The organism is Moraxella tetraodonis (assembly GCF_022359095.1).
GTDB lineage: Bacteria > Pseudomonadota > Gammaproteobacteria > Pseudomonadales > Moraxellaceae > Faucicola > Faucicola tetraodonis.
This window is the reverse complement of sequence record NZ_JACSYB010000001.1, coordinates 2,267,495-2,282,936: the sequence shown is the minus strand read 5'-3', so window position 1 is coordinate 2,282,936 and position 15,442 is coordinate 2,267,495. Positions and strand designations below refer to the sequence as shown.

The 15,442-nt window shown below is 43.8% G+C and carries 11 protein-coding genes; all 11 read left to right on the top strand.

Going from position 1 to position 15,442, the window contains the following annotated elements:
* Positions 1-545 precede the first annotated feature (545 nt).
* The 11 genes from sdhC to pgi all read left to right on the top strand — a co-directional run bounded on the left by sdhC (position 546) and on the right by pgi (position 15,419).
* Positions 546-935 (top strand): succinate dehydrogenase, cytochrome b556 subunit, encoded by a 390-nt coding sequence (sdhC, locus tag H9W84_RS10040; RefSeq protein WP_188875239.1) that lies wholly within the window; start codon positions 546-548, stop codon positions 933-935.
* The gene (sdhD, locus tag H9W84_RS10035; protein WP_036594948.1) at positions 935-1,270 is read left to right on the top strand and encodes a succinate dehydrogenase, hydrophobic membrane anchor protein; all 336 of its coding nucleotides are present in this window, start codon (positions 935-937) and stop codon (positions 1,268-1,270) included. The genes sdhC and sdhD overlap by 1 nt, the downstream gene beginning before the upstream one ends.
* A 97-nt stretch (positions 1,271-1,367) precedes the next feature.
* A complete protein-coding gene (sdhA, locus tag H9W84_RS10030; RefSeq protein WP_178086238.1) occupies positions 1,368-3,230 on the top strand; it encodes a succinate dehydrogenase flavoprotein subunit in 1,863 nt (620 codons plus the stop codon).
* A 77-nt stretch (positions 3,231-3,307) separates the two neighbouring features.
* Positions 3,308-4,018, top strand: coding sequence for a succinate dehydrogenase iron-sulfur subunit (locus H9W84_RS10025; protein ID WP_007115066.1), 711 nt, complete (start codon positions 3,308-3,310; stop codon positions 4,016-4,018).
* A 427-nt stretch (positions 4,019-4,445) separates the two neighbouring features.
* Positions 4,446-7,388, top strand: coding sequence for a 2-oxoglutarate dehydrogenase E1 component (locus H9W84_RS10020; protein WP_239743394.1), 2,943 nt, complete (start codon positions 4,446-4,448; stop codon positions 7,386-7,388).
* 140 nt (positions 7,389-7,528) lie between these two features.
* On the top strand, positions 7,529-8,764 hold the full coding sequence (gene odhB / locus H9W84_RS10015; protein WP_239743392.1) for a 2-oxoglutarate dehydrogenase complex dihydrolipoyllysine-residue succinyltransferase: 1,236 nt from the start codon (positions 7,529-7,531) through the stop codon (positions 8,762-8,764).
* An 87-nt stretch (positions 8,765-8,851) separates the two neighbouring features.
* Positions 8,852-10,300 carry a dihydrolipoyl dehydrogenase gene (gene lpdA, locus H9W84_RS10010; RefSeq protein ID WP_239743391.1) on the top strand — a complete coding sequence of 483 codons (1,449 nt, stop codon included), beginning with the start codon at positions 8,852-8,854 and terminating at the stop codon, positions 10,298-10,300.
* 189 nt (positions 10,301-10,489) lie between these two features.
* Positions 10,490-11,665 (top strand): ADP-forming succinate--CoA ligase subunit beta, encoded by a 1,176-nt coding sequence (gene sucC / locus H9W84_RS10005; protein WP_007115062.1) that lies wholly within the window; start codon positions 10,490-10,492, stop codon positions 11,663-11,665.
* Positions 11,666-11,752: 87 nt separating this feature from the next.
* Entirely contained in the window at positions 11,753-12,655 is a 903-nt protein-coding gene (gene sucD, locus H9W84_RS10000) for a succinate--CoA ligase subunit alpha (RefSeq protein WP_007115061.1), read from the top strand.
* A 212-nt stretch (positions 12,656-12,867) separates the two neighbouring features.
* Positions 12,868-13,755, top strand: a complete 888-nt coding sequence (locus H9W84_RS09995) for a UTP--glucose-1-phosphate uridylyltransferase (RefSeq protein ID WP_239743389.1) — start codon at positions 12,868-12,870, stop codon at positions 13,753-13,755.
* A gap of 17 nt (positions 13,756-13,772) precedes the next feature.
* Positions 13,773-15,419: a glucose-6-phosphate isomerase gene (gene pgi, locus H9W84_RS09990; protein ID WP_275579725.1), complete on the top strand. Its 1,647-nt coding sequence runs from the start codon at positions 13,773-13,775 to the stop codon at positions 15,417-15,419.
* Positions 15,420-15,442 lie beyond the last annotated feature (23 nt).

Sequence of the window (15,442 nt, the reverse complement as noted above, 5' to 3'; positions counted from 1 at the left end):
GTTAACTAAAACTATGCTCTCTGCTACTGACATTCTATTAACCCTTGATGTGGTTAAATATCTAGATAGGTGAGTCTCAAAACGCGCAATCTTATTAAATTATTTCTGAATTTTAATAGTGCGCTACAGGGGTTTGATAAAAGATGGTTTTTTTTCTGTTTTTGTTTGTATTTGTAATCAAAGACTCTTATAATTATAAAAATTTTACTGGTGGCTAGCTTTGTATTATTAATATTTGCTAAACATAATTTACTTTTTAGCTTTGTGATTTAACAAAATTAAAAAGTAAATTGTAGGTGGCTTTTTGTCGATTATTAGTTTGTAATTTATTAGTTTTTAATTGTGAGATGCGATTAGGTTTGCGGCTAATAAATATCTATTATGTGAATAATCCAAAGTACGCTAGCTATTCCTTATCTTCGATTTACCTGTTTTTTGACAGGCTATGTGATTCATCAAACCCTGCAAGTGATTTGAAGTTCGTGCTTGATATTTTGGATATTGGCATAGCGATAACACAGGTAAGTTATAACTGCGAATAAAGGATGCCCGCTGTGAAAAGCAACCGACCGATTGACCTTCCTTTAAGCCAAGTAATTAATGTTAATTCAAAAAACCCAATTGCTTTGGCTTCAATTACCCACCGTGTTTCTGGTGTGGTGCTATTTCTCCTAATTCCTGTGATGTTATGGATTTTTCAAACGTCGCTTGCCAGTGCTGAAGGCTTTGCAGATATTTTCACCAACCCAGTGGTGAAGTTTTTGGCTTGGATCTTTGTGGCTGCATTAGGCTACCATTTTGTGATGGGCTTCAAACATTTATTTGCCGACATGGGCATGAATGAAGAATTAAACAGTGGTCGCACTGCGACATTCATTGGCTTTGTACTTGCAGCGCTTTGGGTTGTGGGTTCATTTGTATGGGTGATGTTCTAATGAAAAGTGCAACAGGTTTAACAGGCTCAGGCTCTCGCGATTGGGTGGTACAACGTATTAGTGCGGTTGTATTGGCAGTTTATTCATTGGTAATGTTGGGCTGGTTCTTAACCCACCAACCAACGTTTGAATTATGGCAAGGCTTTATGCTAAGCCTACCGATGCGCTTATTTACGCTATTGATGATACTAGCATTAGTGGGTCATGCGTGGGTAGGGATGTGGACTGTATTAACAGACTACGTTAAGTCAAATGGTTTACGTTTTGTGCTGCAATCTGCCATGATTCTTGCAGTCTTGGTTTATTTATTTTGGGGCGTGATGATTTTCTTCTAAACATCCTGTTAGATAAATTTTGTTAACGTATTTATCGATTTTGACATCCATGGCTTTTAAGCATTTATGTGGATAAAATCGAACCATCATTTAGGAAATTAAAGCAATGGCAACAAAACAAGACAACACCATTAGCAATATTCAAACCTTAACCTTCGATGCGGTTATCGTTGGCGGCGGTGGCTCTGGTATGCGTGCGTCGCTACAATTGGCGCGTGGCGGTATGAATGTTGCGGTATTAACCAAAGTGTTCCCAACGCGTTCTCACACGGTTGCTGCGCAAGGTGGTATTGGCGCAAGTTTGGGTAACATGAGTGATGATAACTGGCACTTTCACTTTTATGACACCATCAAAGGTTCTGACTGGTTAGGTGACCAAGACGCCATCGAATACATGTGCCGTGAAGCACCAAAAGTGGTATATGAACTTGAGCATATGGGTATGCCATTTGACCGTAACGCGGACGGTACGATTTATCAGCGTCCATTTGGTGGTCATACTGCCAACTATGGTGAAAAAGCGGTGCAACGTGCGTGTGCGGCAGCTGACCGTACAGGTCATGCATTATTGCATACGCTATATCAAAAAAATCTTGAGCAAGGCACAGAGTTTTTTATCGAGTGGATTGCGCTAGATTTGGTCAAAGATAGCAAGGGTGACATTAACGGGGTTATCGCGCTAGAGCAAGAAACAGGTCGTGTCGCGGTATTCCAAGCGAAAACAACTGTGCTAGCAACGGGGGGTGCAGGTCGTATTTTCGCTGCGTCTACTAATGCCTTTATTAACACCGGTGACGGTCTAGGTATGGCAGTGCGTGCGGGTATTCCACTACAAGATATGGAATTTTGGCAATTTCACCCAACAGGTGTCGCAGGTGCGGGTGTATTATTGACCGAAGGTTGTCGTGGCGAAGGTGCGTTACTTCGTAATAAAGATGGCGAAGCCTTTATGGAGCGTTATGCACCAACCCTAAAAGATTTGGCACCGCGTGACTTTGTATCACGTTCAATGGACCAAGAGATCAAAGAAGGCCGTGGTTGTGGTCCACAGGGTGATTATGTGGTACTTGATATGACGCACTTAGGTGTGGATACCATCATGAAGCGTTTACCATCGGTTTATGAAATTGGTAAAAACTTCGCGAACGTTGACATTACCAAAGAGCCAATCCCAGTTGTACCGACTATCCATTACCAAATGGGCGGTATCCCAACCAATATTCATGGTCAGGTTGTCATGCCAGATCTTGAGGCAGGTACGGATGCGGAAGGTTTATACGCCGAGCAAAAAATCGTGAAAGGCTTATATGCAATCGGCGAATGTTCATGTGTATCCGTTCACGGCGCCAACCGTCTAGGTACTAACTCATTACTTGATTTGGTAGTCTTTGGTCGTGCAGCGGGTCAGCATATCATTGATGAGTTCCACGCCGCTGACCGTCATGACTATGAGCCACTATCACCGCGTGTTCTTGACAAAACTTTGGCGCGTTTGAATGTGTTACAGCAATCTACGCAAGGGCTAAATGCGCAAGATGTGGCTGACGAAATCCGCCGTACCATGCAACAACATGCGGGTGTATTCCGTACCCAAGCGTCAATGAATGAAGGTGTACAAAAAATCTTGGCACTTGAAAGCAAGGTCAATAGTCTTCACCTAGCTGATAAATCGCAAGTGTTTAATACCGCCCGCATTGAAGCGCTTGAAGTGGCGAATCTCTATGAAGTTGCCAAAGCGACGATGATTTCAGCTTCCCTGCGTCAAGAATGTCGTGGCGCGCACACCGTCGTTGACTACGAACGTGCCGCAGATGATGCGTATGCCCCGCTTGGTCGTAATGACCACGAATGGATGAAACATACCCTTTGGTTCTCTGAAGGTAACCGTGTTATCTATAAACCTGTTCGCAAGAGCCCACTGACTGTAGACTATGTTGAGCCAAAAGTGCGTACATTCTAATTAATATTTTTTTGGTCTTTGCAAACTATTGTAAAGAACCTATAAACCAATACCATAAACGTGTGGAGTTTAGCATTATGAGCAGAGGTACTCGCACCATCGAGATTTTCCGCTACGATCCAGATAAAGACGCAGCACCCCGTATGCAGACATACCAAATTGAGCTTTTAGACTCTGACCGTATGTTATTAGACGTACTTGTCCGTTTGAAAAAAATGGACGAAACCATCAGTTTCCGCCGTTCGTGCCGTGAAGGTATTTGTGGCTCTGACGGTATGAATATCAATGGTAAAAACGGTCTATCATGTCTTATCAACATGAACACGCTGCCACAGAAAATTACTTTACGTCCGCTACCTGGTTTACCTGTCGTGCGCGACTTAGTGGTAGATATGAACCAATTCTATGAGCAATATGAAAAAGTTCATCCGTACTTGATTAATGACCAGCCAGCGCCACCGACTGAACGTCTACAATCACCTGAAGACCGCGAAAAGTTAAACGGTCTATATGAATGTATTCTATGTGCGTGTTGTTCAACCAGCTGTCCATCATTCTGGTGGAACCCAGATAAGTTCTTAGGTCCATCTGCGTTGTTGAATGGCTACCGCTTTGTGGCAGATAGCCGTGATACTAGCACACAGGAGCGTTTAGCACGTTTGGATGACCCATTTAGCTTGTTCCGTTGCCGTGGCATCATGAACTGTGTGTCAGTTTGTCCAAAAGGCTTAAATCCTACCAAAGCGATTGGTCACTTACGTAACATGCTGTTAGACCAAGCAGGTTAGTACCACAGTTTGGTGACAAAAAAGCTCTGTATCGACAGGGCTTTTTTTATTGGGATGTGATAAATTAATAGTAATTGGCTATCTATTAATGAAAGTAATAAATGATATCCAAATATCATAATATTTTTTATACCTTTTCCGCCTAATGAATGAGATAAATTATCATGAATTTTGTATAATATACGATAGGTATCTATAGGGAATATTCATTTAGGTTTTCTAAGGAAGGAGAAAACTAACTTTCACATTACTCTTCTTTTACTGCCATTTGATAGCCATTTATATACACGCCAAGCAGCGTGAGTCGCTATATTTAGTAAATGAATGGTAACTATTACCTTAACAAAATTTTTTGTTAATTATAAAAATGCTAGGCTATTCCCTAAAATTTTTATTTCCACCTTTAAATACTACAGTAGAAAGAATCATGGCTAACCAAAACCAAACTTCTGTCTCATCTGCTCAGTTTACCGAACTGTCAGCAGATAACGCAGTCTATCTTGAATCACTCTATGAACAGTATCTTCAAGATCCACAAAGCGTTGATGAAAAATACATTCCTTACTTTGCGCAGTTTGCCAAAGATGATGATAAAAACGCCCTTCACCATACTATCCAAGACCAATTTTTGCTATTAGCTCGCAATACCACTGCCCACAAAGTTACTGGTCAATCAGCTGCAGGCGCTGTCAGCCCTTCTGAAATTCGCGAATTTGCGGACAACCAAATGGGCGTGCAAAAACTGATTACCAGTTACCGCCGTCGTGGTCATCGTATTGCTAATCTAGATCCCCTAGGACTGATGCCACGTCCAGAAGTTGAAGAATTGACTTTGGCGTATTATGGTCTTTCTGAAGCGGATTTAGACACGGTATACCCTGTCAGTGACCTAAATATCGGTAAAGAAAAAGCCACACTGCGTGAAATCATCCAAGTGTTAGAGCGAGTTTATTGTAGCAGCATTGGTGCAGAGTATTTCCATGTGACCACTGCCAAAGAAAAACGCTGGATTGAAAAATATCTAGAGCAAAATCTTGGTTATGTCAAATTTGACAATGAAAAACGTAAATCTATCCTTGAGCGTTTGACAGCAGCGGAAGGATTAGAAAAATACTTAGCGCGTAAATATACCGGTGTGAAACGTTTTGGTCTTGAGGGTGGTGAAAGCTTTATCCCGATGGTCAATGAGATAATTCAGCGTGCGGGTGAAAACGGTACCAAAGAAATGGTTATCGGTATGGCACACCGTGGGCGTTTAAATTTATTAGTGAATATCTTAGGTAAAAACCCTAAAGATTTGTTTGATGAGTTTGATGGTAAAAAACAACCGACCGTGGGTTCAGGTGACGTAAAATACCACAATGGTTATTCATCCAACGTAATGACACCGGGCGGCGAAGCACACTTAGCCTTGGCATTTAACCCCTCGCATCTTGAGATTGTATCGCCTGTATTGATTGGTTCAGTGCGTGCCCGCCAAGTACGCCGTCAAGATAAAACCGGTGATGCTGTTTTGCCAATCGTGGTACACGGTGACGCTGCGTTCGCCGGTCAAGGTGTCAACCAAGAAACTTTCCAAATGTCACAAACCCGTGCGTATTCAACAGGTGGTACGCTGCATATTATTATCAATAACCAAGTCGGTTTTACCACCAGCCGCTTAGAAGATGCGCGTTCAACTGAGTACTGTACCGACATCGCCAAAATGGTACACGCACCGATTTTTCATGTAAACGGTGACGATCCAGAAGCGGTAGTATTTATGGCGCAGCTTGCCCATGACTATCGCCAAACTTTCCATAAAGATATCGTGATTGATATGTACTGTTACCGTCGTAACGGTCACAATGAAGCGGATGAACCTTCAGCCACTCAGCCACTTATGTATTCGGTCATCAAAAAATTGCCAAGTACTCGTGAGCTATTTGCCAATAAATTGGTCGCCGAAGCCGTTATTAGCAAAGCTGAAAGTGTGGCATTTGAAGATGACTACCGTGAGTCACTCGATAAAGGCGAATATGTTGCTAGCGCACTCGTGCGTGAGCCAAATAAAACGCTGTATGTAGATTGGACACCTTATATTGGTCATAAGCTTGAAGACAATTGGGATACGGGCGTTGATATCAATAAATTAAAAGCTTATGGTGAGAAAATGGCGCAAATGCCAGCAGGCTATGAGCTACAACGCCAAGTGCAAAAAGTGGTAGAACAGCGCAAAGCCATGCAAACCGGTCAAGAGCCATTGAACTGGGGCGCGGCAGAAACCTTGGCTTATGCGTCACTGGTAGAAGAAGGCTACCCTGTCCGTATTACGGGTGAAGACGTGGGTCGTGGTACTTTCTCGCATCGCCATTCAGAACTGTTTAATATGAAAGACGGCAGTATGTATGTCCCACTTGCCAACATGAGCCCTAACCAAGCACGCTTTGACACCTTTAACTCATTGTTGTCAGAAGAAGCGGTGTTAGCGTTTGAATACGGTTACGCAACGACGGTACCTAATGCCCTAGTGATTTGGGAAGCGCAGTTTGGTGACTTTGCCAATGGGGCACAAGTGGTTATTGACCAATTTATTTCATCAGGTGAAACCAAATGGCAACGTCTATGTGGTTTGACTATGCTATTACCACACGGCTATGAAGGTCAAGGTCCTGAGCACTCATCAGCGCGCCTAGAGCGTTACTTACAGCTATGTGCTGAAGATAATATGCAAGTGTTAACCCCAACTACACCTGCACAGATTTTCCATGCCTTGCGTCGTCAAGTGGTTCGCCCAGCGCGTAAACCGCTGATTGTGATGTCACCAAAATCACTGCTACGTCATAAATTGGCGGTGTCAAATCTTGAAGAGCTTGCGCAAGGTCAGTTCCAAACCGTGATTCCAGAGATTGACCAACTTGATAATAACCAAGTGACGCGTTTAGTGTTGTGTGGCGGTAAAGTATATTATGACTTGCTTGAAAAACGTCGTGAATTGGGTCTCAACCATGTGGCGATTGTGCGTATCGAGCAGCTTTATCCATTACCTGAAGCGCGCATTTTGGAAGAAGTGGCGAAATATCCAAACCTCGAAGGTATTGTTTGGACACAAGAAGAGCCACGTAACCAAGGCGCTTGGTACTATCTAGCACCGCACTTATTCCGTTTGATTGCACCGCCAAAACCAGCGACTCGTCCGACCAAAGCCTACTTGCTTGAGCCAGTGGCTCGCCCTTCATCAGCAGCACCTGCCGCAGGTTCGATGCAAATGCACGTTGCCCAGCAACAAAAAGTTATCAACGAAGCATTGGGTTTGCCAAAGAATGAAGATTCGACCGAAGACAAGCTAGAAGCTAAAGCGGAAATCGCAGAAAAACAAGCGACTGACTAAGCGTTTTAAAGGATTAGTACCCAATAGATGCGTACTAATCCTTCTTGGTTTTTGGTATAGGCAATTGCGCCGAGTGCTAAGACAACAATGAATTTAACCCATTAAAAATGAAAGAATGTGAAATTAACTAGGAGTTTTCCATGAGTGAGATTAAAGTCCCCGTATTCCCAGAGTCCGTTGCTGACGGTACAATTGTTGCTTGGAATTTTAATGAAGGCGACCAAGTAAGCCGTGACGCTGTATTATGTGAAATCGAAACCGATAAAGTTGTGATGGAAGTGGTAGCACAAGCTGACGGCGTGCTTAGCAAAATTCTTAAACAAGTTGATGAAACAGTACTTTCTGCTGAAGTCATCGGTGAGCTGACTGAAGGCGCAACCGCGGCTGCACCAGCAAGCCAACCTGCCGAAACCCAAGCACCGGCTGCCCAAGCTGAAGCCGCGCCTGCAGCTGCACAACAAGCGCCTACCGCCCAGGCGACTTCTGAAGCAGATTATAAAGACCAAAGCCCAGCGGTTCGTAAAGCCGCGAATACCACAGGCGTCAATCCTGCAGATGTTGAAGGTTCAGGTCGTGGCGGCCGTGTGACTAAAGAAGACATGGCAAACCCAACCTTAAAAGCCAACAATACAATTAAAGCAGACAACGGTCAAGTGGTTGCCAATGCAGTCGGTCAACGTGCAGACAAACGTGTGCCAATGACCCGTTTACGCGCCCGTGTTGCTGAGCGTCTGTTAGCCGCTACCCAAGAAACTGCAATGTTGACGACGTTTAATGAAGTGAACATGAAACCTATCATGGACTTACGTGGTGAGTTCAAAGAGCGTTTTGAAAAACGTCACGGTGTAAAACTAGGCTTTATGTCATTGTTTGTGAAAGCCGCTACTGAAGCGTTAAAACGTTTCCCAGCGGTAAATGCCTCTATTGATGGCAGCGATATCGTTTATCATGGTTATTATGATGTGGGTGTTGCGGTATCGAGCGACCGTGGTCTTGTGGTGCCGGTATTACGTGACACTGACCAAATGGGTATGGCAGATATCGAACGTGCGATTGGTAACTATGCATCAAAAGCGCGTGAAGGCAAATTAGGCATTGAAGACATGACGGGTGGTACCTTCACCATTACCAATGGTGGGGTATTTGGTTCATTGATGTCAACCCCAATCATCAATCCACCACAAACAGCGATTTTGGGTATGCACGCGACTAAAGAACGCCCAATGGCGGTTAATGGCGAAGTGGTAATTCTACCTATGATGTACTTGGCATTGTCGTATGACCACCGTTTAATCGACGGTAAAGAAGCCGTACAATTCTTGGTCACTATCAAAGAATTGGTTGAAAACCCAGCGATGCTACTTCTCGATTTATAATGAAAAAAGCCTGTATTGGCAAAGGTTGATACAGGCTTTTTTGTTTAACAACTTTAACAATAACAACTCAAATTTTTGGTGAAGATTATGAAAGAAAGCTATGATTTGGTAATTATCGGTGGTGGCCCTGGTGGCTATGAAGCAGCTATCCGTGCAGGCCAATTGGGTATGAGCGTGGCTTGTATCGAAAAACGTATTAATAAAGGCGAGCCAGCGTTAGGCGGTACTTGTTTGAACGTCGGATGTATTCCTTCAAAAGCATTGTTAGACAGCTCACATCGTTATGAAGCAACCAAACATGACTTAGCCGACCACGGTATCACCACAGGTGAGGTGGCGATTGACATCAGCAAAATGTTAAGTCGTAAAGACGCTATCGTTAAACAATTAACCGGTGGTGTGGCTGCATTGTTAAAAGGTAATGGTGCTGACTGGCTACAAGGTACAGGTAAATTACTTGATGGTAAAGGTGCGGATAAACAAGTTGAATTTACCCCATTAGATGGTTCTGCGCCTACTACTATTACCGCTAAAAATGTGATTTTAGCCTCTGGTTCTGTGCCAATTGATATCCCTGTTGCCCCGATTGATAACGAATATATTGTTGATTCAACCGGTGCGTTAGACTTTACCGAAGTGCCTGCGCGTCTAGGCGTTATTGGTGGTGGTGTGATTGGTCTTGAACTGGGTTCGGTATGGCGTCGTTTGGGTAGTGAAGTGGTAGTATTTGAAGCCATGCCAGAATTTTTAGCAGCGGCGGACAAAGCCGTGAGCAAAGAAGCGGCAAAACTACTAAAAGCCCAAGGTATGGATATCCGTATTGATACCAAAGTTACTCAGGCTCAAGTAGAAAACGGTCAGGTACTTGTATCGTTTGACGCTAAAGGTCAAGCAGGACAAGAAACCTTCGATAAACTCATCGTCTGTGTGGGTCGCCGTGCTTATAAAGAAAACCTACTTGGCGAAAACTCAGGGGTAGAGCTCACTGAACGTGGTTTGGTAGCGGTGAATGACTTCTGTCAAACCAACCTTGATGGCGTATATGCAATCGGTGACTTGGTACGTGGTCCAATGCTGGCACACAAAGCGATGGAAGAAGGCATGATGGCCGTTGAACGTATTCATGGTGAAAAGGTTCAAGTCAATTATGACACCATTATTAGCGTGATTTACACACACCCAGAAATTGCATGGGTGGGCTTAACAGAAGAACAAGCCAAAGAGAAAGGTCATGAAGTCAAAACCGGTCAATTCAGCTTAGCTGCCAATGGCCGTGCATTAGCCGCTGGTGAAGGCCAAGGCTTCATCAAAGTGGTCGCCGATGCCAAAACGGATCGTTTACTAGGTATGCATGTTGTGTCAGCGGGTGCAGGCGATATCGTTCATCAAGGCATGATTGCGATGGAATTCGTATCAAGTATTGAAGATTTGCAGTTGATGACGTTTGCTCACCCAACCATTTCTGAAGCGGTACACGAGGCGGTGCTATCAGCGGATGGTCGCGCGATTCATGCGATTCAACGTAAGCGCAAGTAACCTAGTTCACAAGTAATTTGGCTCATAAGTAACTTAGTTCATAAGTAACTTGTCTAATTAGCTTATGCATCAATAGTTTGAATAAGGCAAGTGAGCTAACCTCATTATCAACTAGGTTAGCTCACTGTTGACCACAATATTCAAAAATAATTTTAAAACAATGTAAACCAAAACCGAGAGGATAAATTCATGAATTTACATGAGTATCAAGCCAAAGAATTATTAAAAAGCTATGGATTGCCCGTACAAGAAGGTATTATCGCTAAAAATGGCGATGAAGCCGCCGCAGCGTTTGACAAAATGGCAGGCAACGCCGGTGCCGTGGTTGTTAAAGCCCAAGTACATGCCGGTGGCCGTGGTAAAGCGGGCGGCGTAAAAATCGCTAAAACGCGTGAAGAAGCCAAACAAATTGCTGAAGAATTAATTGGTAAAAACTTGGTAACTTACCAAACTGACGCCAATGGTCAACCTGTTAACAGCGTACTTATCGCCGAAGACATGTACCCAATCGCAACTGAATTGTACTTAGGTGCAGTCGTAGACCGTTCAGCCCGTCGTGTGGTATTCATGGCGTCAACTGAAGGCGGTGTTGAAATTGAAAAAGTTGCCGAAGAAACCCCAGAAAAAATCTTGAAAGTAGAAGTTGACCCACTGGTGGGCTTACAACCTAGCCAAGCTCGTGAAGTCGCTTTCAAACTGGGTCTAAAAGACAAACAAATCAACGAATTTGCCAAATTGATGACAGGGGCTTATAAAGCCTTTACGGAAAATGACTTTGCGTTGTTTGAAATCAATCCATTAGCGGTTCGTAAATCTGGCGAATTAGCCTGTGTTGACGCCAAAATCGGCATTGACTCAAATGCGCTTTATCGCCTACCAAAAGTCGCTGAACAACGTGACAAATCACAAGAAAATGAGCGTGAATTAAAAGCCTCAGAATTTGACCTAAACTATGTTGCGCTTGAAGGTAACATCGGTTGTATGGTGAATGGCGCCGGTCTTGCGATGGCAACCATGGACATCATCAAACTATACGGCGGTCAACCTGCTAACTTCCTAGACGTAGGCGGCGGTGCGACCAAAGAACGTGTGGTTGAAGCGTTTAAATTGATTCTTGAAGACAAATCAGTACAAGGCGTACTCATCAATATTTTCGGTGGTATCGTACGTTGTGACATGATTGCTGAAGCGATTATCGAAGCGGTAAAAGAAGTCAATGTCACCGTACCTGTGGTTGTGCGTCTTGAAGGTAATAACGCTGAAAAAGGTGCGCAAATCCTACGTGATTCAGGTCTTAAATTAATTCCTGCTGAAGGTCTTTCTGAAGCCGGTCAAAAAATTGTTGATGCGGTTAATAATGCCTAATGAAGAAAGTATAGGTATGAGCGAGTAGGGCTATGTGCCCTACTGGTTAATCGTTTAAATCAAACATAAAAAGTAAAAGGAAAAACAATGAGCGTATTAGTTGGAAAAGACACTAAAGTATTAGTGCAAGGTTTCACAGGTAAAAACGGTACTCTACACTCAGAGCAATCAATTGCTTATGGTACCAACATCGTTGGTGGTGTTACCCCAGGTAAAGGCGGTACAACCCACCTTGATCGTCCAGTATTCGATACCATGGATGAAGCAGTAACAGCAACGGGTGCCAATGCCTCTGTTATCTTTGTACCAGCACCATTTGTATTGGACTCAATCGTTGAAGCGATTAACTCTGGCGTAAAATTGATTGTGGTCATCACCGAAGGTGTACCTACCCTAGATATGCTAAAAGCCAAACGTTACTTAGAAAACGTCAACGCTGACCTACAAGCCAAGGGCGAAGAAATCATCCGTATGGTAGGTCCAAACTGTCCAGGCGTGATCAGCCCAGGTAAATGCAAAATCGGTATCATGCCAGGTCACATTCACCAAGAAGGTAAAGTCGGTATCATCTCACGTTCTGGTACATTGACTTATGAAGCGGTTGCCCAAACCACTAAACTTGGCTTTGGTCAATCAACCTGTATCGGTATCGGTGGTGACCCAATCCCAGGTATGAACCAAATCGATGCATTGAAATTGCTTCAAGACGACCCACAAACCGAAGCGATTGTATTGATCGGTGAAATCGGTGGTACGGCTGAAGAGGAAGCGGCTGCATACGTTAAAGACCACGTGACTAAACCCGTCATTGGTTATATCGCAGGTGTCACAGCACCAAAAGGTAAACGTATGGGACATGCCGGTGCGATTATCTCAGGTGGTAAAGGTACGGCGGAAGAAAAATTCAAAGCCTTTGAAGAGGCTGGTATCGCTTATACCCGTGACCCTTCAAAAATCGGTGAAAAAGTAAAAGAAGTCACTGGTTGGTAATCATCCGCTATTTTGGCTAATCAAAAGCAGATAATCATTGGGTTATCTGCTTTTTTATTATCCGCTGGTGTTAGCAAACGTTGATGTTAGCAAAATACCTCAATTAATGTTAATAATGCCTTTAAAATATTCGGGCAGATAAAATATTTGCCATAAAAATATGTTAAGCTTGATATCAACTATTTGAACAACTTATCTTATTAAGAGTCACTATGTCGAAAAAAATCACTCACGCTGTTATTCCTGTGGCAGGGTTTGGCACGCGTATGTTACCACTATCAAAAGCCGTGCCAAAAGAGTTACTACCGCTTGGCAATAAACCAGCCATTCAATACGTCGTTGAAGAAGCGATTGCCGCAGGTTTAACCAATATTGTCTTGGTCAATCATGCGCAAAAAACTGCCATTGAAAACTATTTTGACATCAATAGCGAACTTGATACCCAGTTACGGGGTAAAGGTAAAGTGGCGCTAGCAGATAGTTTAAACTGGCTACCTGCAGGGGTCACGGTTACCAGTGTGCGCCAAGGCAAACCGTTAGGGTTAGGGCATGCCGTCTTGCAAGCCCGTCCCATTGTAGGTGATGAGCCATTTGCTGTGCTGTTACCCGATGTGATTTTGAACCCCTATAACACTGACTATACTCAGCAGAATTTAGCCTACATGCTACAGCAGTTCGCCAAGCAGCAGCATTCACAGATATTGGTTGATCCAGTGAAAGAAAGTGATATTTCTAAATATGGCATTGCCAAGTTAGCTAGCACACAAATGGTAGCAAAGTCTGAACAAAACGAGTCGTTTGCTGTGACGGGGTTTGTGGAAAAACCCAAAGCTGAGGATGCGCCTTCTAACTTGGCTGTCGTTGGGCGCTATGTGTTTAATAATGCTATTTTTGATTATCTAGCCAACACGCAGCCAAGTGTGGGTGGGGAAATTCAGCTGACCGATGCCATTGACGCGCTTATTAGCACGCAAGGGGTAGACGTGGTTAGCATGGTGGGTAATAGCTTTGATGCAGGTGACATGAATAGCTATTTACAAGCCGTGGGTTACTTTGCCACCCAATTGGGTGTTGAAGCGTTTCAACATACAGCAAATTAATATAGGGTCATAGACGAATGTCAACTGATACAAGTGCGAATCGTACATGGCAAACACTGTCTACCCAGGCAGATAGTATGGCCACGCTTAATCAATTGTTTAGCCAACAATCCAATCGCGGCTCACAGTACCGCGTTGCTGCGTGCGACATGATCATGGATTTTAGTAAACAAAAAATTGATGCGGCTGTGCTCAGTAATTTAATCACACTGGCAAATGAGCGTGAGTTAGCGCAAGAAATCCATCGGCTGATGACAGGCGAAATCGTGAACGATACTGAGCATCGCCCTGCACTGCATACCGCGTTAAGACAGCCGCAAGGTGAGCAAGTTTGGGTCGAAGGTATCAATGTCATTGAGCAGGTGCATACCAGCTTACAAAAAGCGGAAAAGTTGGTTGAGCGGATTCGTAATGGGGTCTGGCGTGGTTATTCTGGTCAGGCAATCACCGATGTCGTGAATATCGGGGTCGGCGGCTCAGATCTAGGGCCTGTGATGGCAACAACGGCACTAAAAGAATGGACAGATACCCCTATCAGTGTGCATTTTGTCTCCAATATGGATGGCACCCAGCTCGATAGTTTGCTCAAAGTATTAAATCCGCAAACCACGCTGTTTATTATCTCGTCGAAATCATTTTCCACCATTGATACACTATCCAATGCCAAGACGGCGATGTCGTGGTTGTTAGCCAGTCATGATAACAAAGCCACTATTTTGCGTCGTCATTTTATTGGGATTTCTACTAAAGCCGATAAGATGTCAGAATGGGGTATCCATGTCGATAACCAACTAATGCTCTGGGATTGGGTTGGGGGTCGATTCTCCATGTGGTCAGTGATTGGACTGGCGATTGCCATAAAAATTGGCATGCACAATTTCTATGAGCTGCTAGCAGGAGCCTATGAGATGGATCGGCATTTTGCCACCGCCGATTTTGCTCAAAACATGCCTGTGTTGTTAGGGCTACTCGGTGTTTGGAACAGTACATTTTTGCATATTAATGCCCATACGGTTTTACCTTATGATGGTCGGTTATCTTTTTTTCCCAATTATTTAACCCAGCTTGAGATGGAGAGTAACGGTAAATCCGTCAATCGCCAAGGTGAGGCAGTGACTTACAGTACTTGTCCGATTTTGTGGGGTGATATTGGCTCCAATGCTCAGCATGCGTTTTATCAGTTGTTACATCAAGGCACACAGGCAGTCAGTTGTGATTTTATTGCCCCCATCAAACGCTACGCAGATGCCCAAACAATCAATAAAAACTTGCTTGAACAGCACGGACTTTCGCTTGCCAACTGCTTAGCGCAAAGCCAAGTGTTGGCGTTTGGTAATGCCGCCATCAAAGACAGCAATAATGGTATGGATAAATTCAAGCATTATCGCGGCAATCAGCCGTCAACGACCATCCTACTCAAACAGCTGACCCCAAGAACGTTAGGGTCATTGATTGCGCTGTATGAACACAAAGTATTTGTTATGTCAGTCATTTGGCAGATTAACCCATTTGACCAGTGGGGGGTCGAAGTGGGTAAAGTGATGGCTAATGCCGTCTTTGATGCCTTGGTATCAACGCAAGAATTATCGCCGCAACAAGCGCAGCCATTTGATAGCTCAACCAATCAGTTGCTAAATACCATTAAAACAACCTTTGCAAGCTGATGAAGGATAAGGATAAAAGAAGA